This window comes from Serratia sp. TSA_130.1 (genome assembly GCF_052691795.1).
The window spans coordinates 191,425-212,853 of record NZ_JBQZFS010000006.1; the positions used below are offsets into that span (position 1 = coordinate 191,425).

Here is a 21,429-nt window from a genome sequence, read left to right on the forward strand (position 1 = left end):
GCTGTCCTTATAAGGCGCTGCGGATTTGGGAGCTAGTATGAAAGGTATTATTCTGGCCGGCGGTTCCGGCACGCGTTTGCATCCGATCACGCGCGGCGTGTCCAAACAGCTGTTGCCGATCTATGACAAACCGATGATTTATTATCCGATGTCGGTGCTGATGTTGGCGGGGATTCGCGACATTTTAATCATCTCGACCCCAGCGGATTTGCCGTCCTTCGAACGTTTGCTGGGTAATGGCGAACAGTTTGGCGTCAATCTCAGCTACGCCGCGCAACCTAAGCCGGAAGGCCTGGCTCAGGCGTTCCTGATCGGCGAGGAGTTCATCAACGGCGATTCTTGCTGCCTGGTGTTGGGAGATAACATCTTCTTCGGCCAGTCTTTCAGTCCGAAATTAAAAACCGTCGCGGCTCGTACCGAGGGCGCCACCGTGTTCGGTTATCAGGTCATGGATTCTGAGCGCTTTGGCGTTGTGGAGTTTGACGACAATTTCCGCGCGCTGTCGATCGAAGAAAAACCGAAAAAACCGAAATCCGATTGGGCGGTAACCGGCTTGTATTTCTACGATAGCCAGGTGGTGGAGTTTGCCAAGCAGGTGAAGCCTTCCGAGCGCGGCGAGCTGGAAATTACCAGCATCAACCAGATGTATCTGGAGCGCGGTGATCTGACTGTCGAGCTGCTGGGGCGCGGTTTTGCCTGGTTGGACACCGGGACTCACGACAGCCTGCTGGAAGCCAGTAGCTTCGTGCAGACGGTCGAGAAACGTCAGGGATTTAAAATCGCCTGTCTGGAAGAGATCGCCTGGCGCAACGGTTGGCTGGATGATGAGGGCGTCAAACGTGCCGCCCACTCCTTGTCCAAAACCGGCTATGGCAAGTATTTGCTGGATTTGCTGCATGTGCGTCCACGCCATTATTGAGCCTTTGTCATGGGAAAGTGAGTTTTTCGCGCTGGACAGCGCGAAACTCATCTTCTCCTCCTCAGCCCCGGTTCTGGCTGAGGCCGACTTGGCGGCTTATGCCCTGGTGCAGGCCAAAATCTCCGCGCAGCAACTGGCCTTGGCGGATGGCTTGGCCGATTTCGGCTTCCGCCTGGTTGAGGGCGAGGTCGATCTGGTTTTGGCGCTTGATAACAGGTCGATACTTGAATTTGGTGACCGCGTACAGGCGATACGCTTTGCGACCGAGGCCGATATCCCCGCATTGCGTAGCGCGGCGGCTCAGGTGTTCGCCGCCAGCCGCTTTCGTGCGCCCTGGTATCAACCTGATGACAGCGGCCGGTTTTATGCTTTGTGGATCGAAAAGGCCGTTTTGGGCACCTTCGATCATCAGTGCCTGTTGGCGCTGGACGAACAGGGGCACCCAGAAGGATTCGTCAGCCTGCGCAATTTGGGCGAACGGGAAACACGCATCGGCCTGTTGGCAGCTTTCCCCGGCGCATCCGGCCGGGGGATTGGTTCCAGGCTGATGGCGGCGGCGATCGCCGAATCCCGGCGTCAGGGGATGCAGCACCTGCGGGTCGCGACCCAGATAGGCAATATCGCCGCATTACGACTCTATCAACGACAGGGTGCCGTGATTGAAAGCACCGCGTACTGGTTATACAGAGGTAGACATGATTCCATTTAACGCACCACCGGTTGTTGGCACTGAACTGGAATATATGCAGGCTGCCATGGGCAGCGGCAAGTTGTGCGGCGACGGCGGTTTTACCCGTCGCTGCCAGCAGTGGATGGAACAGCATTTCGGCAGCGCGAAAGTGCTGTTGACGCCTTCCTGCACCGCGTCGTTGGAAATGGCCGCCATCCTGCTGGATATTCAGCCGGGCGACGAAGTGATCATGCCGAGCTTTACCTTCGTTTCAACCGCCAACGCCTTTGTGCTGCGCGGCGCCAAAGTGGTGTTCGTCGATCTGCGTCCGGACACCATGAACATCGACGAAACCAAAATCGAAGCGGCGATTACCGATAAAACCCGCGCGATCGTGCCGGTACACTACGCCGGCGTCGCCTGCGAGATGGATACCATCATGGCGCTGGCGAAGAAATATAACCTGTTCGTGGTGGAAGACGCCGCGCAGGGCGTGATGTCGACCTATAAAGGCAAGGCATTGGGCACCATCGGCCATATCGGCTGCTTCAGCTTCCATGAAACCAAAAACTATACCGCCGGCGGCGAAGGCGGTGCGACGCTGGTAAACGATCCGGCCCTGATCGATCGGGCGGAAGTCATCCGCGAGAAAGGCACCAACCGCAGCCAGTTCTTCCGTGGCCAGGTCGACAAATATACCTGGCGCGACATCGGCTCCAGCTACTTGATGTCTGACCTGCAGGCCGCCTACCTGTGGGGTCAGCTGGAAGTGGCGGAGCGCATCAACCAGCGCCGCCTGTCGCTGTGGCAGAAGTACTACGACAGTTTCCTGCCGTTGGTTCGGTCAGGCCGTATCGAGTTGCCGAGCATTCCGGCGGACTGCGTGCATAACGCGCACATGTTCTATATCAAGCTGCGCGATATCGAAGAGCGCACGGCCTTTATCGACTACCTGAAGGAAGCCGAAATCATGGCCGTGTTCCACTATATCCCGCTGCATGACTGCCCGGCCGGCGAACAGTTTGGCCGCTTTGCCGGCGAAGACCGTTACACCACGCAGGAAAGTGCGCGTCTGGTGCGCTTGCCGCTGTTCTACAATATGTCCGATGTCAATCAGCGTACGGTAATCAATACCATTCTGAGCTTCTTCGCCTGATATGTCGTTGGCAAAAGCATCGATATGGACCGCCGGCTCTACGCTGATCAAAATTGGCGTGGGGCTATTGGTGGTGAAATTGCTGGCGGTGGCGTTTGGCCCCAGCGGCGTGGGGCAGGCGGGTAACTTTCGCCAGTTGATCACCGTGCTGGGCGTGCTGTCCGGCGCGGGCATTTTTAACGGCATCACCAAATACGTGGCGGAGTACCACCAGGACTCGCAGCGTCTGCGTCTGGCGGTCGGCACCGCGTCGAGCATTGTGCTGGGCTTTTCGACCTTGCTGGCGCTGGTGTTTTTGTTCGCCGCCGAGCCGATCAGCATCGGGCTGTTCGGGCATGCCGATTACGTCGGCGTGGTGCGCGCCGTCGCCTTCATTCAGATGGGCATCGCCTACGCCAACCTGTTCATGGCGGTGCTGAAAGGCTATCGCGACGCGATGGGCAACGCGCTGGCGGTGATCGGCGGCAGCCTGATCGGCGTGGTGGCTTATTATCTGTGCTTCAAGCTGGGCGGCTATGAAGGCGCGCTGGCAGGGCTGGCGTTGGTGCCGGCGTTGGTGGTGCTGCCGGCCGGGCTGATGCTGTGGCGGCGCAAAACGTTGCCGCTGCGCTACCTGGCTCCGCGCTGGGACAAAGGGGTGGCCGGCAATCTCGGCAAATTCACCCTCATGGCGTTGATCACCTCGGTGACGCTGCCGGTGGCTTACGTGATGATGCGTAACCTGTTGGCCGCGCATTACGGTTGGGATGAAGTGGGGATCTGGCAAGGCGTCAGCAGCATTTCCGATGCCTATCTGCAGTTTATCACCGCCTCGTTTACCGTCTATCTGCTGCCGACGCTGTCGCGGTTGACGGACAAGGGCGCTATCTCGCGGGAGATCGTGCGCTCGCTGAAATTCGTGCTGCCGGCGGTAGCGGCGGCGAGCTTTACGGTGTGGTTGCTGCGTGATTTCGCCATCTGGCTGCTGTTCTCGGACAAGTTCGTCGCCATGCGCGATCTGTTTGCCTGGCAGCTGGTGGGCGACGTGCTGAAAGTCGGGGCCTATGTGTTCGGCTATCTGGTGATCGCCAAAGCGTCACTGCGCTTTTATATCCTGACGGAAGTCAGCCAGTTTCTGCTGCTGACGCTGTTCTCGCACTGGCTGATCCCGCTGCGCGGCGCGCTGGGGGCGGCTCAGGCCTATATGGCAACCTACATCGTGTATTTCGCGCTCTGTAGCTGCGTGTTTCTTATTTATCGTAGACGAGTATGACCACACTGATTCACGTTCTGGGATCCGATATCCCGCATCATAACCAGACGGTGCTGCGCTTCTTCAACGACGTGCTGGCGCCGCGTTTGCCGGCTGAGCAGACGCGGCATTTTATGGTGGCGGCCAAGGATGTGGCGGCACTGGGGGATTTCCCCGCCCTGAACATTGAGCCTTACGCCGACAAGAAGAGCCTGGCGGCGGCGGTGATCGCCCGCGCCCAGGCCGATCGCGATGCGCGCTTCTTCCTGCACGGTCAGTTTAACCCGGGGCTGTGGCTGGCGCTGCTGAGCGGCAAGATCAAGGCGCATCAGGTCAGTTGGCATATTTGGGGTGCCGATCTGTACGAAGACGCCACCAGCTGGAAATTTCGGCTGTTTTACCTGCTGCGCCGCATTGCTCAGGGGCGAGTGGGGAACGTGTTCGCCACCCGCGGCGACGTGATCCACTATCAGCAGCGCCATGCGCGGGTGCCGGCCTCGTTGTTGTACTTCCCGACGCGGATGGATTCGGCGCTGACCGACGTTCACGTCGAGAAAAATCTGGCCGGGCCGATGACGATTCTGGTGGGCAACTCCGGCGATCGCAGCAACCGGCATATCGAAGCGCTGCAGGCGATACATCAGCAGTTCGGCGCCGACGTGCGCGTGATCCTGCCGATGGGCTATCCGGCCAATAACGACGCCTACATCGAGCAGGTGCGCGCCGCCGGGTTGCCGCTGTTCGGCGAGAAAAACCTGCAGCTGCTCACGCAGCAGGTGGCGTTTGAGGACTACCTCAACATCCTGCGCGCCTGCGATCTGGGTTATTTCATTTTCAATCGCCAGCAGGGGATAGGCACCCTGTGTCTGCTGATTCAGTTTGGCGTGCCTTTCGTGCTCAGCCGGCAGAACCCGTTCTGGCAGGATTTGGCGGAACAGCACCTGCCGGTGCTGTTCTACGGCGACTCGCTCGACGAGGCGGTGGTGCGCGAAGCGCAGCGTCAGCTGGCGGCGGTGGATAAGCAGACGATCGCCTTCTTTAATCCGAACTATGTCGATGGCTGGCAGCAAGCCCTGGCGCTGGCGGCGGGAGAGCACTCATGACGTTGGCGCAATTCGGCGGTCTGTTCGTCGTCTACCTGGTCAGCCTGACGTTTATTCTGACGCTGACCTACCAGGAGTTTCGGCGCGTGCGCTTTAACTTCAACGTCTTCTTCTCGCTGCTGTATTTGCTGACGTTTTATTTCGGCTTCCCGCTGACCTGTCTGCTGGTGTTTCAGTTTGACGTCGAGGTGGTGCCGGTGGAGTTTCTGCTGTACGCCTTGCTGTCGGCGACGGCGTTTTACGCCATCTATTACGTCACCTACAAGACCCGGCTGCGCAAGCGCCGCTCTCAGCCGCGCGCGGCGCTGTTCACCATGAACCGGGTGGAAACCCATATGACCTGGGTGCTGCTGGCGCTGGTGGCGATCGGGACCGTGGGTATCTTCTTCATGCAGAACGGCTTCCTGCTGTTCAAGCTCAATTCCTACAGCCAGATCTTCTCCAGCGACGTGTCCGGCGTGGCGCTCAAACGGTTCTTCTACTTCTTCATTCCGGCGATGCTGGTGGTCTATTTCCTGCGGCAGGATCTGCGCGCCTGGTTCTTGTTCCTGGTGGCGACGGTGGCGTTCGGCATTTTGACCTACGTGATCGTCGGCGGCACCCGCGCGAATATCATCATCGCCTTCGCGCTGTTCCTGTTTATCGGCATCGTGCGCGGCTGGATCACGCTGTGGATGTTGGCGGCGGCCGGCATATTCGGCGTGGTCGGCATGTTCTGGCTGGCGTTGAAGCGCTACAGCCTGGACGTCAGCGGCGCGGAAGCGTTTTATACCTTCCTCTATCTGACCCGAGACACTTTCTCGCCGTGGGAAAATCTGGCGCTGCTGCTGCAAAATTACGACAAGATCGATTTCCAGGGCCTGGCGCCGATCCTGCGTGATTTCTACGTCTTTATCCCAACGTGGCTATGGCCGGGCCGGCCGGACGTGGTGCTGAACTCGGCCAACTATTTTACCTGGGAAGTGCTGAACAACCACTCCGGGCTGGCGATATCCCCGACGCTGATCGGTTCGCTGGTGGTGATGGGCGGCGCGCTGTTCATCCCGCTCGGCGCGATTCTGGTGGGCATGATCATCAAGTGGTTCGACTGGCTGTATGAGTTGGGCAAAACCGAACCGAACCGCTATAAGGCGGCTATCCTGCAAGGATTCTGCTTCGGCGCGGTGTTCAACATGATCGTGTTGGCGCGCGAAGGGGTGGACTCATTCGTTTCGCGCGTGGTGTTCTTCTGCATTATTTTCGGCGCCTGTCTGGTGCTGGCGAAGTTGCTGTATTGGCTGTTCGATACCGCCGGGCTCATCAAGGCCAGAGTGACGCGCGCCCGCGCGCTGGCCTCTCCCCCAAGGGCGGACGGTCTTTTGTAAGGGTAATGACGACGATGGAAACAAAGATTTCGGTGCCGCAGTATGAGCTGCGCGGTTTCAGCCTGTGGGGCTTTCGCGATATGGCGCACTGCATGGACTTTCTGTTCGACGGCGGCCGGGTCAAACAGGGCACGTTGGTGGCCATGAATGCGGAAAAGATCCTGAAGGCGGAAGAGGACCCGGCGCTGCATGCGTTGCTGGATGAAGCGGAGTACAAGTACGCCGACGGCATCAGCATGGTGCGCTCGATTCGCCGCAAATACCCGGCGGCGGACGTTTCGCGCGTCGCGGGCGCCGATCTTTGGGAAGCCTTGATGCAGCGCGCCGGCCGTGAAGGCACGCCGGTCTTCCTGATCGGCGGCAAGCCGGAGGTGCTGGCGGAAACCGAACGGAAGCTGCGCAGCCAGTGGAACGTTAACCTGGTGGGCAGCCAGGACGGCTATTTCAAACCGGAGCAGCGAGAGGCGCTATTCGAGCGTATTCGCGCCAGCGGCGCCGCCATCGTGACGGTGGCGATGGGATCGCCGAAGCAGGAGATCCTGATGCGCGACTGCCGCAAGGTGCATCCGCAGGCGCTGTATATGGGCGTGGGCGGCACCTACGACGTGTTTACCGGCCATGTGAAGCGTGCGCCCAAGGTATGGCAGAAACTCGGTCTGGAGTGGCTTTACCGCCTGCTCAGCCAGCCCAGCCGCATCGGCCGGCAGCTGAAGCTGTTGAAGTTTGTCGGCTACTACTACAGCGGTAAAATGTAATCGCTTATCCGGGGGGGAATGTGTCGGTTCGCCCCGGTCTGCTGTACCAATAATCTGCTTTTGCCTATTTCTCCCGCATATCTATAACCCCCAGCCCTAAACGTCGCCGCATTTATTCCATAAAGTTTTAAATTGCGGTTTGCTTATAGCGACGAAATGCGAAACGATACCGCCCGGAAATTATCCCTGGCCGCTGAAGCCTGATGCGACAGCGCTGAACGATGTTCTTCTCACGGTAACTTCGCTCCGACTACCCGTTGATGCCAACTCGAACGGCAGGGGATGATTTATTCTTTTAATAATGACAATAACGACCGGCAGCGGCCGGCAGGCAAACACAACCCGAGAAAAATTATTGAGGATTTATGGCACACAAAGAGAAACCGCAAGGGCTACACCGAGGCCTTGAGGCCCGGCACATCGAGCTTATCGCTCTCGGGGGCACCATTGGTGTCGGCCTGTTTATGGGATCGGCCAGTACGCTGAAATGGGCCGGGCCGTCGGTACTGCTGGCTTACATCATCGCCGGGCTGTTCGTGTTCTTCATTATGCGTTCGATGGGGGAGATGCTGTTCCTCGAGCCGGTCGCCGGGTCGTTCGCCGTTTACGCGCATAAATACATGAATCCCTATTTCGGCTACCTGACTGCCTGGGGGTACTGGTTTATGTGGATCGCCGTCGGCATTTCCGAGATCACCGCCATCGGGGTGTATGTGCAGTTCTGGTTCCCGGAAATACCGCAGTGGGTCCCCGCGCTGATCGCCGTGGCGATGGTGGCGCTGGCCAACCTGGCGGCGGTGCGCCTGTACGGTGAGCTGGAGTTCTGGTTCGCCATGATCAAGGTCACCACCATCATCGTGATGATTCTGGTGGGGCTGGGGGTGATCTTCTTCGGTTTCGGCAACGGCGGTGAACCTATCGGTTTCGCCAATCTGACGGCGCACGGCGGCTTCTTTGCCGGCGGCTGGAAGGGCTTCCTGTTTGCGCTGTGCATCGTGGTGGCGTCCTATCAGGGGGTTGAGCTGGTGGGCATTACCGCCGGGGAAGCCAAAAACCCGCAGGTGACGCTGAAACGTGCGATCAACAATATCCTGTGGCGCATCCTGATCTTCTATGTCGGCGCGATCTTCGTCATCGTGACCATCTTCCCTTGGAACGGCATCGGCACTACCGGCAGCCCGTTCGTGCTGACCTTCGCCAAGATCGGCATCGTCGCCGCTGCCGGCATCATTAACTTTGTGGTACTGACCGCCGCGCTTTCCGGTTGCAATAGCGGCATGTACAGCGGCGGCCGCATGCTGTACGCCCTGGCCAAGAATCGCCAACTGCCGGCGGCGCTGACCAAGCTTTCCGCCAGCGGCGTGCCGGTCAACTGCATCGCCGTCACCATCGGCTGCCTGTTGGTGGGCTCCGCGCTGAACTACATCATCCCTAATCCGGAGCAGGTGTTCGTCTATGTCTACAGCGCCAGCGTGTTGCCGGGCATGGTGCCGTGGTTCGTGGTGCTGATAAGCCAGCTCTATTTCCGCCGCGCGCACAAGGAAGCGATCAAAAACCACAGCTTTAAGTCGATCATGTTCCCGTATGTGAACTATCTGACCATCGCTTTTCTGGTTTGCGTGCTGGTCGGCATGGGAATCAACCCGGATACGCGAATTTCCCTGCTGGTCGGGGCGATTTTCTTAGCGGGCGTCAGCCTGTGCTACTTCGCTTTCGGCATGCATAAGAAACATCATCCGGCTGAAAATCGGGTAGAAACGCGGCAATAAACGGTGAAAAGGGGCTACGGAGTGCGCTTTCCTGCGCAGGAGTGAGCAAAGCGTAATCAAACGCAACATTTCTGCGAAAAAGCACTAGACAGGATTGGTGTAAATCCGTAGTATCCCCTCCCGCAACGGCGCTACGCGCCCGTAGCTCAGCTGGATAGAGCGCTGCCCTCCGGAGGCAGAGGTCTCAGGTTCGAATCCTGTCGGGCGCGCCATTAAGTTTGTGCGCAGGAGCTGCGGTGGTAATATTACCGCGTGAGTAAGAAGAAGTAGTAATGGTGGCTATAGCTCAGTTGGTAGAGCCCTGGATTGTGATTCCAGTTGTCGTGGGTTCGAGTCCCATTAGCCACCCCACTTCCTAAGCGAAGTGAAGATTTAGCAGTATTTTGTGACAGTGCGAAGGTGGCGGAATTGGTAGACGCGCTAGCTTCAGGTGTTAGTGTTCTTACGGACGTGAGGGTTCAAGTCCCTCTCTTCGCACCACGCAAAATATCTGATAAATATAAGATTTATATGGACAACGGTCTGATAAATCGGGTAGTATGAGCAACACAAATCGGCGAGTAGCGCAGCTTGGTAGCGCAACTGGTTTGGGACCAGTGGGTCGGAGGTTCGAATCCTCTCTCGCCGACCACTTTCAAAGAAACCGACGCAAGTCGGTTTTTTTACGCCTGCAGTTTATGAGGATGAGCACCTCCGCAGGAGGTTCGAGCCTCGCGAAGCGAAACGACGTTGCTTTAGCAACGGCTCGAAGGGCGTTACATCCTGGGGCGCGCGTCATCTTTCTCTCGCTGACCAGTTTCAAAGAAACCGACGTAAGTCGGTTTTTTTACGCCTGCAGTTTATGAGGATGAGCACCTCCGCAGGAGGTTCGAGCCTCGCGAAGCGAGACAACGTTGCTTTAGCAACGGCCCGCAGGGCGTTACATCCTGGGGCGCGCGTCATCTTTCTCTCGCTGACCAGTTTCAAAGAAACCGACGTAAGTCGGTTTTTTTACGTCCGCCGTTTATGAGGATAAGTCCTTCCCGCCGCGACGAAACGCATAGCGACCAACCCGTGCAGCATTGCACGGGTTTTTGCGTATCTGAACATTGGCATTTTGTCTCAACCGGCACGTGTGTAGGTTTTCAGCGACAATGTGGTTCGACGTTGTCGCCAGCTTGAGACACATAATTAATTGATTTTAAACATTAAAATTGGCTTTGGCTTAAGTCGTCGTTTTGCGGCGACAGCGCCAGATCGGCCGTGGGTAAAGAACGACAGGGGACGGCATGCTGAGAGAAAGTTAGGCGTAAATAAAAATTCAATATTTTCAATTAATTGAATGCTATTTTTTATAGAGACTTTCCTGGATCTGAAAGTTGGCACGCCAAGTGCAATACCTACAGCGTAGATGCTCATTCCATTTCTTATGTTCGCCTTAGGCTTCATAAACCCTGGGAATGACGCAGAGCCGATTTAGGGTGCCTATCGCCCACGAGAACGATGACTAACCCGTCATCACGCTCAGGGCAAAACGTTGAGTGAGGCACCGCCCCTGTTGTCCTAGACCTGATTGCTTCTTTATACACTTGCCATGCGGCAAGTGTTTTTTTTGCGCTTCAGCAAGCTAACGGGCAAAAAAAAGCGTGGCACCGAGGCCACGCTTTCTCTGCCGGGCGGGCCGTTATTCGCCGCCGTTCTGTTTCAGCGTCAACATCAGTCCTTCACGCCGCATCTGCGCCGCTTCATCCGAACGATGCAGTTTCTCCAGCGTATCGGCCAGCCAGGCGTAATCGTAGGCGTCCGGACGCTGTTTCAGCGCTTCGCGGAAGGCGTCGGCCGCCTGCTGCCACTCGCCGTGCTTCATCAGCAACTGCCCCAGCGTGCTGTTCAACAGCGGCGTCGCGCCGTGCTGCTTCATCTGCTGACGCAGCGCTTTCTCAAGCTGCTCGGGGTTGCCGGACTTCAGCCGTGGCAGCAACAGCACCAGGCGCTCGTCATATTGGCGTTTCAGGCCGTCGAGCACAATCTCCTGCGCCAGTTCGTGGTCGTTGCATTCGATCAGGTGCTCCACCATCGCGATTTGCAGCGGCACTTCGTGACGCGTCTTGCGGCTCTGATCTTTCCACCAGCGTTTCAGGCCTTCGCTGCCTTCGTCCGCCATCGCCTGATTCATCAGCCCGATGTAAGCCTGTTGCTGCAACGCCTGCAGTTGCTCTTCGCTGTGCAGTTCGATTTTACGCATCGACGGCAGCACTTCCAGCAGCGACGCATAGGCGCCGGTGCGCAGATAGGCTTGTTCCGCCAGGCGCAACACTTCCGGATGGCGCGGCGCCTGGTTCAGCAGGCGATCGACGCCGTGGCGCGCGGCGTGGTTCTCGCCCTGCGCCAGCTGGATGCGAACCCGGGTGATATCCACCGGTAGCTGATCGGTATCGGCGGCTTCGGCGGCCCGCTCCAGATACTGATTGGTACGGAAGTCATCGCCGCGTTGCTGCGCAGCCTCGGCGGCCAGCAGATAGTTCACCACCGGTTGCTCAGCGTGATCGGCGTTGCGCGTCATCAGTTTTTCAACCTGCTTGTAGTCGCCCTCCGCCAGTTTGATCAGCGCGGCTTTGGTTTGCTGACGCGCGCGGGTGCGCTTGCGGCCGATAAACCAACCGCGCGTGCGGGCGCCGGTACGGAAGATGCGGCGCAGGATCCACTCGATCGCCAGCAGCACCACGAACAGCAGCACCAACATGATCACCAGCCCGGTGACGCTGGTTTCAATATTGTAGTTATCGGTCTGGATCAGCACATAGCCCTGATGCCCGGCCAACATCGGCCCGAGCACCACGCTGGCGATCACCACCAGGAACAGAAATAGCACGCGTAACATGGCTTAACCCTCCTGATGAGCGGCAGGGGACTGGGTCATCAGGTTGCGCACCCGGGTCTGCATCACTTTCTCGAGCAGCGGCTGGCTTTTCAGCTGATCCGGCACGTCCATCGAGATCGACTGTTGGCTCAGGCTGTCCAGCTCTTCAAGGAAGGCCTTGGTCGCCGGGTCGGTGGTGTCGAAATAGGCGCGCACCCAGGTGGAGACGGTTTCCAGCGACTGCTTGTAGGTCTCGTTCTGGTGACGCGGAATGGCCTGTGCGGCCACCAGCAGGCGCGAACGGATGTTTTCGCGCAGGTAGATGTCCTGGTTCGGCGCCAGCAGCGGTTCGGCGCTGGTATCGCGACGGCGGATGGTGATGAAGTCGGCCATGAAATTGCGCCAGCTCTTGGCCAGGTTCTGCCGCCATTCGCCGATCGAGCCGGAGAGCTCGCTGCTGTTTTGATCCATTGGCGCTTCGTCGGTGTCGTTATCGGCCAGGCGCAGGTTATCCACCTGATTGGACAGCTGATTGACCTTGAGGATGATGCCGTCGTAATCGACCTGGGTCAGCGTAGAAAGCGTGCTGATGTCTTCGGTAATGGCGCGGCGCACGTCGAGCAGGCTCGGATCGTTCATGTCCGCCAGGCTGGCGTCGGCGCTTTTCAGCAGCGCGGCGGCGCTGGTCACGTCCTGATCGCTCCACAGCTTGCGGCCGGCCATTTTCACCAGGAAATCGGCCTGCGCCAGCAGCCAGGTTTTGGCGTCGCTGCCGGAGATGGTCGCCACTTTTTCCTGCAGCTCGCTCAGTTGGCGCGCCAGGTTCGCCTGCTCGCGATCGGCGGCGTCCAGGGTTTTACCCTGTTGTTGCAACAAGCCTTCCAGCGCATTTCTTTCCTGCTGCTGGCTCTGCTTCACGCCGTCAAGCTGCTGCTGCAGCGCCTGATTGGCGGCGATCAGCTGTTGTGCCTGCTTATGCGTATGGTAATAACCGCCCGCGCCGAGGGCGATGACCAGCACGATAGCGATCGCGCCGAGCACCGGGCCGGTGTTCTTGCCTTTGCGGCTGGCAGCGGCTGGCTGCTGGGAGCTCTCAACCGCGGTGGTGGGTTCTTCAACCGGGGCGGCTGGGGTATTTTGTTCCGTCATAGTGGCACATCCCATAGTCAGATTATTGTAGCGCGCGGATCAGCGCGTCATTATCGGCGTTGTCAGCTACCCGAATCGTACGCCAGCCCAATTCCCGGGCGAGGGTAGCCAGGCGTTCGCTCACTACTACCAGGCGGCAACGCAGCAGCCATGAAGAACGATAGTAATCAGGAACTAAAGTATAGAGCTGTTGTAACATTTCACCGCTGGTCACCACCAGCGTATCCACACCGGCGCGCTGCCAGTGGGCGCTTTGCTCGCTGCCGTCGTAGTGCACCGGGCTGCGTTGATAACATTCATAATAGCTGACGTCGGCGCCGCGCTCGCTCAGCGTCGACCCCAACAGTTCGCGGCCGCCGTTGCCGCGTAAAATCAGCGCGCGTTTGCCCGCCAATTTTTGCAGCGCCGGCAGCAACAGCAGCGTTTCGCTGATCTCGCGTTCGCGCGGGTATTCCACCGGCAAACTGCTGATGCGGTGCAGCGCCAGCCCGGTGGTGCGGCCGATGGCGTAATAAGCCAGGTGAGCGGGCCAGCTCAGCCCGGCGCGGCCGATAACAGAATCGGCATAACTCACCGAATGTTGCGACAGCACGAACACCAGATCGCCGGCGCTAAGCTGCTGCAACGCCTGCGGCAGCTTCGGCAGATCGCCGCCCGGCGCGAAGTCGATCAGCGGTGCATGATAGGCAACCCGGCCGAGTGCGCGCAGCCGGCTCACTAACAGCTCCCCCGAAGGCGATGGGCGGGTTACTAGGATCGTCATGCCGGCGGATTTCCCTGATAAACCTCGCGCAGGATCTCGCGCGCGCCGCGCGCCAGCAACTCTTCCGCCAGCTCAACGCCCATCCGTTCGGCCTCGGTGGCCGGGCCGCGGCGTTCGCCGCGCACCATCTGGCTGCCGTCCGGCGCGCCGACCAGGGCGCGCAGCCACAGGCTGTCGCCATCCAGTTCGGCATAGCTGCCGATCGGCACCTGGCAGCCGCCTTCCAGGCGGGTGTTCATCGCCCGCTCGGCGCGCACGCGGGTTTCGGTGGCCGCATGGTTCAGCGGCGCCAGCAGCGCGCGGGTGACGCTGTCGTCGAGACGGCATTCAATGCCGACTGCACCCTGGCCGACCGCCGGCAGGCACTCTTCGGCGCTCAGCGGGCTGCGGATGCGTTGCTCCAGGCCTAAACGCTTCAGGCCGGCCACCGCCAGGATAATCGCGTCGTAGTCGCCGTTGTCCAGCTTGGCCAGGCGAGTGCCGACGTTGCCGCGCAGATCGCGCACGATCAGGTCCGGGCGGCGTTCACGCAGCTGGCACTGGCGGCGCAGGCTGGAGGTGCCGACCACGCTGCCCAGCGGCAGCTGATCGAGCGAGGCGAAACGATTGGAAACAAAAGCGTCGCGCGGATCTTCGCGTTCGCAAATGGTGGTCAAACCGAGCCCGGCAGGGAAATCGACCGGCACGTCTTTCATCGAATGCACGGCGATGTCGGCGCGGCCTTCCAGCAGCGCCAGCTCGAGTTCTTTAACAAACAGGCCTTTACCGCCGACTTTCGCCAACGGCGTATCCAGAATAACGTCGCCGCGGGTGACCATCGGCACCAACTCGACCTGCAGGCCGGGATGGCAGGCCATCAGACGTTGCTGCACATAATGTGCTTGCCAAAGTGCAAGCGGGCTTTGTCGGGTGGCAATTCGAATAATTTTGTCTAACATGCTTGTTACCGTTTTTATATTTCGCCATCCATCCTACCACTGAGAGCCAATACTGTCAGTGCAAGAAGCCGGAGGCGGAAAAAGGACAACGGAATCAAAGGGACGTGTGATGTGCTTTGGGGCAGTTAACACTGCGGGTAAATCGTTTAGGGAAGCGCTACAATAATTGTGAAGCGTTACCTCCTTTACGGTCAATCAGCAAGGTGTTAAATTGATCACGTTTCCAGCAATAAGTCGCCAAATATTCTTCTTACACTAACGGCGCTTATGGAATACGGGTTTTTTTCTAAACACCGGGATAATCAGGCGAGACGTCTTGTACCTCTACATCGAGACATTGAAGCAGAGACTGGATGCGATCAATCAGCTACGCGTCGATCGCGCCCTGGCGGCTATGAAGCCCGCGTTTCAACGGGTATACAGTCTGCTGCCCACCTTACTGCACCACCACCACCCGCTGATGCCGGGTTACCTGAACGGTAACGTTCCCCACGGCATTTGCCTCTACACGCCTGATGAAACTCAACAAGATTACCTGAACGATTTAGAAGACAAATGGGGCAGCCCGTTTGACAAACCGGCCAGCGGCGAGCTGCCGATCACCGGCGTCTATTCGATGGGCAGCACCTCGTCTATCGGCCAAAGCTGCAGCTCGGATCTCGACATCTGGGTCTGCCACCAGTCCTGGCTGGACAACGAAGAACGCACCCGCCTGCAGCAAAAATGCAGCCTGCTTGAGAAGTGGGCCGCGTCGATGGGGGTGGAAGTCAGCTTCTTCCTGATCGACGAAAACCGCTTCCGGCATAATGAAAGCGGCAGCCTGGGCGGCGAAGACTGCGGCTCGACGCAGCACATCCTGTTGCTGGACGAGTTCTACCGCACCGCGGTGCGCCTGGCCGGCAAACGCATCCTGTGGAACATGGTGCCGGGCGAAGAAGAAGCGCACTACGATGAATACGTGCTGTCGCTGTACGCGCAGGGCGCGCTGACGCCGAACGAGTGGCTGGATCTCGGCGGCCTGAGTTCGCTGTCGGCGGAAGAGTACTTCGGCGCCAGCCTGTGGCAGCTGTACAAGAGCATCGATTCGCCTTACAAGGCGGTGCTGAAAACACTGCTGCTGGAAGCCTATTCCTGGGAATACCCCAATACCCAACTGCTGGCGACGGACATCAAACATCGCCTGCACCAGGGCGAGATCGTCAGCTTCGGGCTCGACGCCTACTGCATGATGCTCGAGCGCGTCACCCGCTACCTGACCGACATCAACGACACCACCCGCCTCGATTTGGCCCGTCGCTGTTTCTACCTGAAAGTGTGTGAAAAGCTGTCGCTGGCCAAGGCCTGCGTCGGCTGGCGGCGCGAGATCCTCAGCCAATTGGTCAGCGAGTGGGGCTGGAGCGAAGAGCGTCTGGCGATGCTGGACAACCGCGCCAACTGGAAGATCGAGCGAGTGCGCGAAGCGCACAACGAACTGCTCGACGCGATGATGCAGAGCTACCGCAACCTGATCCGTTTCGCCCGCCGCAACAACCTCAGCGTCAGCGCCAGCCCGCAGGATATCGGCGTGCTGACCCGCAAACTGTATGCGGCGTTCGAAGCGCTGCCCGGCAAGGTGACGCTGGTGAACCCGCAGATCTCGCCGGACCTGTCGGAAAACGATTTAACCTTTATTCATGTGCCGGTTGGCCGCGCCAACCGCACCGGCTGGTACCTGTATAATCAGGCACCGGCTATGGATTCGATCGTCAGCCATCAGCCGCTGGAATATAACCGCTACCTGAACAAGCTGGTGGCCTGGGCCTATTTCAACGGCCTGCTGACGCCGCAGACCCGCCTGCACATCAAGAGCGGCAACCTGTGCGACACCGCCAAGCTGCAGGAGCTGGTGGCCGACGTTTCCCATCACTTCCCGCTGCGCCTGCCGGCGCCGACGCCGAAAGCGCTGTACAGCCCGTGCGAGATTCGCCATCTGGCAATCATCGTCAATCTGGAAAACGATCCGACCGCCGCCTTCCGCAATCAGGTGGTGCACTTCGATTTCCGCAAGCTGGACGTGTTCAGCTTCGGCCAGCAGCAGCAGTGTTTGGTGGGCAGCATCGATCTGCTGTATCGCAACTCCTGGAACGAAGTGCGTACCCTGCATTTCAGCGGCGAGCAGTCGGTGCTGGAAGCATTGAAAACCATTCTCGGCAAAATGCACCAGGACGCCGCACCGCCGGAGTCGGTGGAAGTGTTCTGCTACAGTCAGCACCTGCGCGGCCTTATTCGCACCCGCATTCAGCAGCTGGTGTCGGAGTGCATCGAGCTGCGCCTGTCCAGTACCCGGCTGGAACCCGGCCGCTTCAAGGCGGTGCGCGTCGCCGGGCAAACCTGGGGGCTGTTCTTCGAGCGCCTGAGCGTGTCGGTGCAGAAGCTGGAGAACGCGGTGGAGTTTTACGGCGCCATCTCCAACAACAAGCTGCACGGCCTGTCTATCAAGGTGGAAACCGATCAGGTGCATCTACCGCCGGTGGTGGACGGCTTCGCCAGCGAGGGGATCATCCAGTTCTTCTTCGAAGACACCTCAGACGACAAGGGCTTCAACATCTATATTCTGGATGAGTCGAATCGGGTAGAGGTGTATCACCACTGCGAGGGCAGCAAAGAGGAGCTGGTGCGCGACGTCAGCCGCTTCTATTCCTCGTCGCACGACCGCTTTACCTACGGCTCCAGCTTCATCAACTTCAACCTGCCGCAGTTCTATCAAATCGTGCAGCTCGACGGGCGCACGCAGGTGATCCCGTTCCGCAGCAACGTGCTGTCCAGCCTGTGCGTGACGGTGGCCGACGGCGCCGCTCAGCCGCTGAAGCAGCAGTTCCAGCTGCATTGACGCCGCAAGGGCTCGGTTGCCGAGCCCTGCTTAGCCTCAGGAAAAACTCAGTTCCTCGCCGGCCTGCGCGCTGGCCGCTTCGCTGAGCAGTTGGTAAAACGGCTGCCCGCTGCGATCACATACCCAGACGCCGTCGCGGTAGTTGAAGTGGTAACCGCCGGCCTTAGTGGCGAGCCACACCTGGTGCAGCGGCTCCTGGCGGTTGATGACGATTTTGGTGCCGTTTTCGAAGCTCAGCGTCATCACGCCGCCATTGGTTTCGTAATCGATATCCGCATCGCCGTCAAAATCGTCCAGTGTCTCTTCAATATTCAGCATCAGCTGGTCGGCCAACTGGTGAAACTCACTGTCGTTCATATTCAATTCCTATTGCTTTTCATGATCCACCTGCGATTATAGAGACCTTGGACGCATGAATTACAGGCATTAATGCAAATGAAAAAACAACTACGCTATGCGCTGATGGCCGTTCTGGTTACCGGCCTCGCCGGCTGTGGTCTGAAGGGCCCGCTTTACTTCCCACCTGCCGACTCCGCCGGCCAAAAACCGGCCAAACCGCCGGTGCAAACGGGCGATCAGGTGCAAAAGAACCAGCAGGAGCAGTCTGGCTCTCAGCAAAAACCGTCGATGGTTGCCCAGTAACACCCGGTTTGCGGTGGCGAGCGCCGCCGCAAAATCAAGACGGATAGCGCGTCCAGATAGCGGAGTATGATATGCAGTTCTCCAAAATGCACGGTCTGGGCAACGACTTTATGGTGGTCGATGCCGTTACACAGAATGTCTATTTTTCACCTGAGCTGATCCGCCGGCTGGCCGATCGGCACCTGGGCGTCGGCTTTGACCAGATGCTGGTGGTAGAACCGCCTTACGATCCCGAGCTGGATTTTCACTACCGAATTTTTAACGCCGACGGCAGCGAAGTGGCGCAGTGCGGCAACGGCGCGCGCTGTTTCGCGCGCTTTGTGCGGCTGAAAGGGTTGACCAACAAGCGCGATATCCGCGTCAGCACCCAAACCGGGCGTATGGTGCTCAGCGTCACCGACGACGATCTGGTGTGCGTCAACATGGGTGAGCCGAATTTCGATCCGCAGGCGGTGCCGTTCCGCGCCGCCAAGGCGGAAAAGACCTACATCATGCGCGCGGCGGAACATACCGTGCTGTGCGGCGTGGTGTCGATGGGCAACCCGCATTGTGTTTTGCAGGTGGATGATGTAAAAACCGCCAAGGTGGAGCTGCTTGGACCGGTGCTGGAAGGGCATGAGCGCTTCCCGGAACGGGCCAACATCGGCTTTATGCAAGTGGTCAGCCGCGATCACATCAAGCTGCGCGTTTACGAGCGCGGCGCCGGTGAAACGCAGGCCTGCGGCAGCGGCGCCTGTGCGGCGGTGGCGGTAGGGATCCAACAGGAATTGCTGTCAGAAGAGGTGCATGTAGAACTGCCGGGCGGCAGCCTGCATATTCGCTGGAAAGGGCCGGGCAATCCGCTGTTTATGACCGGTCCGGCAACCCATGTCTATGACGGATTTATTCATCTATGAAAAGCGTAGAAGAACAGAGCGTCGCCGGCCTGGCGCTGGATGACGACGCCGTGATGCAGTACCTGCTGCAGAACCCGGATTTCTTTATTCGCAACGCGCGCCAGGTTGAGCAGATGCGCGTGCCTCACCCGGTGCGCGGCACCGTTTCGCTGGTGGAATGGCATCTGGCTCGTCAGCGCAATCACATCGAACGGCTGGAAGAAGAGATCACGCTGTTGATGGAGCAGGCCAGCGCCAACGAAGGGCTGTTCGCCAGGCTGCTGCACCTGCAGGCCGATCTGGCCACCGCCGACAGCCTGCAGGACATGCTAAACCGGCTGCAGCGCTGGGCGCGCGGCTTCGGTTTGGCCGGCGCCACGGTTCGGCTGTTCGCCGAGCGCTGGAATATCGGCGCGCCTTCCGATTTCACCCACCTGGCGCTGACGCGTTCGGCGTTCGAGCCGTTCCGCATTCAGCGGCTGGGCAGCGAACAACACTATCTCGGCAGCCTGAACGGCCCCGAGCTGCTGCTGCTGTTGCCGCAGGCCAAACAGATTGGCCAAATTGGCTCGGTGGCGCTGTCGATGTTGGGCGACGACGGCGAGCTGGGCATGGTGATCTTCAGCAGCCGCGATACGCAACATTATCAGCAGGGCATGGGTACGGTGATGCTCAATCAGCTGGCGCGCATGCTGCCGGCACTGCTGGAACGCTGGATCGAACGCGCATGACGCCGATTGCGCCCAGCCTGCAGCAGCCGGTGGACGCTTTTCTGCGTTATCTCAAGGTAGAACGGCAACTCAGCCCGCTGACGCAGCTCAGCTATTCACGCCAGCTGACGGCGCTGATGCGCCTGGCGCAGGAGATCGGCGTCACCGACTGGACGACGCTGGACGCCGCCCGGGTGCGCATGCTGGCGGCGCGCAGCAAACGCGCCGGTCTGCAGTCCGCCAGCCTGGCGCTGCGGCTCTCTTCGTTGCGTAGCTTCCTCGATTGGCTGGTCAGCCAGGGCGTGCTGCACGCCAACCCTGCCAAGGGCATCCGCACGCCGCGCAGCGGCCGCCATCTGCCGAAAAACATCGACGTCGATGAAATGAACCAGCTGCTGGAGATCGATCTCAACGATCCGCTGGCGGTGCGCGATCGCGCCATGCTGGAGGTGATGTACGGCGCCGGCCTGCGCCTCTCCGAGCTGGTGGGGCTGGATTGCCGCCATGTCGATATGGCGGCCGGCGAGGTGTGGGTGATGGGGAAAGGCAGCAAAGAACGCAAACTGCCGATTGGGCGCACCGCCGTCACCTGGCTGGAACACTGGCTGGCGATGCGCGATCTGTTTGGGCCGCAGGACGACGCCATGTTCCTGTCCAATCAGGGGCGACGCATCTCGACGCGCAACGTGCAAAAACGCTTCGCCGAATGGGGCGTGAAGCAGGGCGTCAATAGCCATATCCATCCGCACAAGCTGCGCCACTCCTTCGCCACCCATATGCTGGAGTCCAGCGGCGATCTGCGCGCGGTGCAGGAGCTGCTCGGCCACGCCAACCTGACCACCACGCAAATTTATACCCACCTCGACTTTCAACATCTGGCGAACGTGTACGATGCCGCGCATCCGCGCGCCAAACGGGGGAAATCCTGATGCATTTTTATCGCCCGCTGCGCCCGCTGGCGGCGCTGACTTTCGATCTGGACGACACGCTGTATGACAACCGTCCGGTGATCCGGCAAACCGAGCAGCAGTCGGTGGCCTTCCTGCAGAGCTACCATCCCGGCCTGAACGGCTTCCAGTCGGCGGATTTCCACCGCCTGCGCCAGGAACTGCGCGAGCAGGATCCGGAGATCTACCACGACGTCACCCAGTGGCGCTGGCGCGCCATTCATCTGGCGTTGAGCCGGCAGGGGCTGCGCGACGCCGAAGCGGCGATCGGGGCCGATGCGGCGATGCAGAATTTCGCGCTGTGGCGCAGCCGTATCGAGGTGCCGGAAGCGACCCATGCCACGCTGAAGGCGCTGGCGGCGCGCTACCCGCTGGTGGCGATCACCAACGGCAACGCCGATCCGGCGCAGTGCGGCCTGGACGGCTACTTTCAGTTTGTGCTGCGTTCCGGGCCGGACGGGCGCGCCAAGCCGTATCAGGACATGTATCACCTGGCCGTCGAGCGGCTGGGCGTGGCGCCCGAGCAGATCCTGCACGTGGGCGACGATCTGACCACCGACGTGGCCGGCGCGCTGCGCGCGGGGCTGCAGGCCTGTTGGATCAACGATCGGCAACGCAGCCTGATGCAGGCCGCCGACAGCCGCCTGCTGCCGCATATTGAGATTTCGCAGTTGGCATCGCTGACAGCATTGTTATAATCCCTGCCAGAACTCTGTATAAATTTCCAGTG

The 21,429-nt window shown here is 59.5% G+C and carries 19 protein-coding genes, 4 tRNA genes and 2 other RNA genes; 20 read left to right on the plus strand and 5 right to left on the minus strand.

Going from position 1 to position 21,429, the window contains the following annotated elements; genetic code table 11:
* Nucleotides 1-37: 37 nt before the first annotated feature.
* The 14 genes from rfbA to ACUTQY_RS19825 all read left to right on the plus strand — a co-directional run bounded on the left by rfbA (nt 38) and on the right by ACUTQY_RS19825 (nt 9,925).
* On the plus strand, nt 38-919 hold the full coding sequence (gene rfbA, locus ACUTQY_RS19760; RefSeq protein WP_033645039.1) for a glucose-1-phosphate thymidylyltransferase RfbA: 882 nt from the start codon (nt 38-40) through the stop codon (nt 917-919).
* Complete coding sequence (gene rffC / locus ACUTQY_RS19765) at nt 897-1,628, plus strand: dTDP-4-amino-4,6-dideoxy-D-galactose acyltransferase (protein WP_046688043.1); 732 nt, start codon at nt 897-899, stop codon at nt 1,626-1,628. Before rfbA ends, rffC begins: the two co-directional genes overlap by 23 nt.
* Nucleotides 1,615-2,745: a dTDP-4-amino-4,6-dideoxygalactose transaminase gene (rffA, locus tag ACUTQY_RS19770; RefSeq protein WP_033631478.1), complete on the plus strand. Its 1,131-nt coding sequence runs from the start codon at nt 1,615-1,617 to the stop codon at nt 2,743-2,745. The genes rffC and rffA overlap by 14 nt, the downstream gene beginning before the upstream one ends.
* A gap of 1 nt (nt 2,746) precedes the next feature.
* Entirely contained in the window at nt 2,747-3,997 is a 1,251-nt protein-coding gene (wzxE, locus tag ACUTQY_RS19775) for a lipid III flippase WzxE (RefSeq protein WP_033645036.1), read from the plus strand.
* Entirely contained in the window at nt 3,994-5,079 is a 1,086-nt protein-coding gene (locus ACUTQY_RS19780; RefSeq protein ID WP_046688045.1) for a TDP-N-acetylfucosamine:lipid II N-acetylfucosaminyltransferase, read from the plus strand. The genes wzxE and ACUTQY_RS19780 overlap by 4 nt, the downstream gene beginning before the upstream one ends.
* Complete coding sequence (wzyE, locus tag ACUTQY_RS19785) at nt 5,076-6,443, plus strand: ECA oligosaccharide polymerase (protein WP_033631481.1); 1,368 nt, start codon at nt 5,076-5,078, stop codon at nt 6,441-6,443. Before ACUTQY_RS19780 ends, wzyE begins: the two co-directional genes overlap by 4 nt.
* 14 nt (nt 6,444-6,457) lie before the next feature.
* Nucleotides 6,458-7,198, plus strand: a complete 741-nt coding sequence (gene wecG, locus ACUTQY_RS19790; RefSeq protein WP_046688046.1) for a lipopolysaccharide N-acetylmannosaminouronosyltransferase — start codon at nt 6,458-6,460, stop codon at nt 7,196-7,198.
* Between the two features lie 365 nt (nt 7,199-7,563).
* Nucleotides 7,564-8,967, plus strand: a complete 1,404-nt coding sequence (gene thrP / locus ACUTQY_RS19795; RefSeq protein ID WP_004934226.1) for a bifunctional threonine/serine APC transporter ThrP — start codon at nt 7,564-7,566, stop codon at nt 8,965-8,967.
* A 135-nt stretch (nt 8,968-9,102) separates the two neighbouring features.
* A tRNA-Arg gene (locus ACUTQY_RS19800) sits at nt 9,103-9,179 on the plus strand.
* Nucleotides 9,180-9,242: 63 nt separating this feature from the next.
* A tRNA-His gene (locus tag ACUTQY_RS19805) sits at nt 9,243-9,318 on the plus strand.
* A gap of 42 nt (nt 9,319-9,360) precedes the next feature.
* Nucleotides 9,361-9,447 (plus strand) — tRNA-Leu (locus ACUTQY_RS19810).
* A 74-nt stretch (nt 9,448-9,521) separates the two neighbouring features.
* Nucleotides 9,522-9,598: transfer RNA gene (locus ACUTQY_RS19815), tRNA-Pro, on the plus strand.
* Nucleotides 9,599-9,632: 34 nt separating this feature from the next.
* Nucleotides 9,633-9,761: non-coding RNA, RtT sRNA (locus ACUTQY_RS19820), on the plus strand.
* 35 nt (nt 9,762-9,796) lie between these two features.
* Nucleotides 9,797-9,925, plus strand: a non-coding RNA gene (locus ACUTQY_RS19825) — RtT sRNA.
* Between the two features lie 705 nt (nt 9,926-10,630).
* On the opposite strand, the gene hemY is transcribed toward ACUTQY_RS19825, so the two are convergent.
* Genes hemY through hemC form a run of 4 tightly spaced genes read right to left on the minus strand, consistent with a single transcriptional unit; the run spans nt 10,631 to nt 14,656 of the window.
* Nucleotides 10,631-11,827: a protoheme IX biogenesis protein HemY gene (hemY, locus tag ACUTQY_RS19830; RefSeq protein ID WP_033645031.1), complete on the minus strand. Its 1,197-nt coding sequence runs from the start codon at nt 11,825-11,827 to the stop codon at nt 10,631-10,633.
* Between the two features lie 3 nt (nt 11,828-11,830).
* The gene (hemX, locus tag ACUTQY_RS19835) at nt 11,831-12,955 is read right to left on the minus strand and encodes a uroporphyrinogen-III C-methyltransferase (RefSeq protein WP_033645029.1); all 1,125 of its coding nucleotides are present in this window, start codon (nt 12,953-12,955) and stop codon (nt 11,831-11,833) included.
* A 22-nt stretch (nt 12,956-12,977) separates the two neighbouring features.
* Nucleotides 12,978-13,718: a uroporphyrinogen-III synthase gene (gene hemD, locus ACUTQY_RS19840; RefSeq protein ID WP_033645028.1), complete on the minus strand. Its 741-nt coding sequence runs from the start codon at nt 13,716-13,718 to the stop codon at nt 12,978-12,980.
* Entirely contained in the window at nt 13,715-14,656 is a 942-nt protein-coding gene (gene hemC, locus ACUTQY_RS19845) for a hydroxymethylbilane synthase (RefSeq protein WP_046688047.1), read from the minus strand. Before hemC ends, hemD begins: the two co-directional genes overlap by 4 nt.
* Nucleotides 14,657-14,972: 316 nt before the next feature.
* Here hemC and ACUTQY_RS19850 point away from each other — a divergent pair, with 316 nt between their 5' ends.
* Entirely contained in the window at nt 14,973-17,525 is a 2,553-nt protein-coding gene (locus ACUTQY_RS19850) for a class I adenylate cyclase (RefSeq protein ID WP_019452546.1), read from the plus strand.
* 36 nt (nt 17,526-17,561) lie between these two features.
* On the opposite strand, the gene cyaY is transcribed toward ACUTQY_RS19850, so the two are convergent.
* Nucleotides 17,562-17,882 carry an iron donor protein CyaY gene (cyaY, locus tag ACUTQY_RS19855; RefSeq protein ID WP_033645025.1) on the minus strand — a complete coding sequence of 107 codons (321 nt, stop codon included), beginning with the start codon at nt 17,880-17,882 and terminating at the stop codon, nt 17,562-17,564.
* Nucleotides 17,883-17,960: 78 nt separating this feature from the next.
* Between cyaY and lptM the strand changes: the two genes are divergently transcribed.
* From lptM to yigB, 5 genes are all read left to right on the plus strand, one after another.
* A complete protein-coding gene (gene lptM, locus ACUTQY_RS19860) occupies nt 17,961-18,167 on the plus strand; it encodes an LPS translocon maturation chaperone LptM (RefSeq protein ID WP_080273427.1) in 207 nt (68 codons plus the stop codon).
* A 71-nt stretch (nt 18,168-18,238) separates the two neighbouring features.
* On the plus strand, nt 18,239-19,063 hold the full coding sequence (dapF, locus tag ACUTQY_RS19865) for a diaminopimelate epimerase (protein ID WP_004934244.1): 825 nt from the start codon (nt 18,239-18,241) through the stop codon (nt 19,061-19,063).
* Entirely contained in the window at nt 19,060-19,773 is a 714-nt protein-coding gene (locus ACUTQY_RS19870; protein ID WP_033645022.1) for a DUF484 domain-containing protein, read from the plus strand. Before dapF ends, ACUTQY_RS19870 begins: the two co-directional genes overlap by 4 nt.
* A complete protein-coding gene (gene xerC / locus ACUTQY_RS19875) occupies nt 19,770-20,681 on the plus strand; it encodes a tyrosine recombinase XerC (protein ID WP_033645020.1) in 912 nt (303 codons plus the stop codon). Before ACUTQY_RS19870 ends, xerC begins: the two co-directional genes overlap by 4 nt.
* Nucleotides 20,681-21,397 carry a 5-amino-6-(5-phospho-D-ribitylamino)uracil phosphatase YigB gene (yigB, locus tag ACUTQY_RS19880; protein WP_033636653.1) on the plus strand — a complete coding sequence of 239 codons (717 nt, stop codon included), beginning with the start codon at nt 20,681-20,683 and terminating at the stop codon, nt 21,395-21,397. Before xerC ends, yigB begins: the two co-directional genes overlap by 1 nt.
* Nucleotides 21,398-21,429 lie beyond the last annotated feature (32 nt).

Bases quoted from the DNA above. Each gene is read 5' to 3' on its own strand.
- rfbA (WP_033645039.1), top strand. From the start codon at position 38: ATGAAAGGTATTATTCTGGCCGGCGGTTCCGGCACGCGTTTGCATCCG.
- rffC (WP_046688043.1), top strand. From the start codon at position 897: ATGTGCGTCCACGCCATTATTGAGCCTTTGTCATGGGAAAGTGAGTTT.
- rffA (WP_033631478.1), top strand. From the start codon at position 1,615: ATGATTCCATTTAACGCACCACCGGTTGTTGGCACTGAACTGGAATAT.
- wzxE (WP_033645036.1), top strand. From the start codon at position 2,747: ATGTCGTTGGCAAAAGCATCGATATGGACCGCCGGCTCTACGCTGATC.
- ACUTQY_RS19780 (WP_046688045.1), top strand. From the start codon at position 3,994: ATGACCACACTGATTCACGTTCTGGGATCCGATATCCCGCATCATAAC.
- wzyE (WP_033631481.1), top strand. From the start codon at position 5,076: ATGACGTTGGCGCAATTCGGCGGTCTGTTCGTCGTCTACCTGGTCAGC.
- wecG (WP_046688046.1), top strand. From the start codon at position 6,458: ATGGAAACAAAGATTTCGGTGCCGCAGTATGAGCTGCGCGGTTTCAGC.
- thrP (WP_004934226.1), top strand. From the start codon at position 7,564: ATGGCACACAAAGAGAAACCGCAAGGGCTACACCGAGGCCTTGAGGCC.
- hemY (WP_033645031.1), bottom strand. From the start codon at position 11,827: ATGTTACGCGTGCTATTTCTGTTCCTGGTGGTGATCGCCAGCGTGGTG.
- hemX (WP_033645029.1), bottom strand. From the start codon at position 12,955: ATGACGGAACAAAATACCCCAGCCGCCCCGGTTGAAGAACCCACCACC.
- hemD (WP_033645028.1), bottom strand. From the start codon at position 13,718: ATGACGATCCTAGTAACCCGCCCATCGCCTTCGGGGGAGCTGTTAGTG.
- hemC (WP_046688047.1), bottom strand. From the start codon at position 14,656: ATGTTAGACAAAATTATTCGAATTGCCACCCGACAAAGCCCGCTTGCA.
- cyaY (WP_033645025.1), bottom strand. From the start codon at position 17,882: ATGAACGACAGTGAGTTTCACCAGTTGGCCGACCAGCTGATGCTGAAT.
- lptM (WP_080273427.1), top strand. From the start codon at position 17,961: ATGAAAAAACAACTACGCTATGCGCTGATGGCCGTTCTGGTTACCGGC.
- dapF (WP_004934244.1), top strand. From the start codon at position 18,239: ATGCAGTTCTCCAAAATGCACGGTCTGGGCAACGACTTTATGGTGGTC.
- ACUTQY_RS19870 (WP_033645022.1), top strand. From the start codon at position 19,060: ATGAAAAGCGTAGAAGAACAGAGCGTCGCCGGCCTGGCGCTGGATGAC.
- xerC (WP_033645020.1), top strand. From the start codon at position 19,770: ATGACGCCGATTGCGCCCAGCCTGCAGCAGCCGGTGGACGCTTTTCTG.
- yigB (WP_033636653.1), top strand. From the start codon at position 20,681: ATGCATTTTTATCGCCCGCTGCGCCCGCTGGCGGCGCTGACTTTCGAT.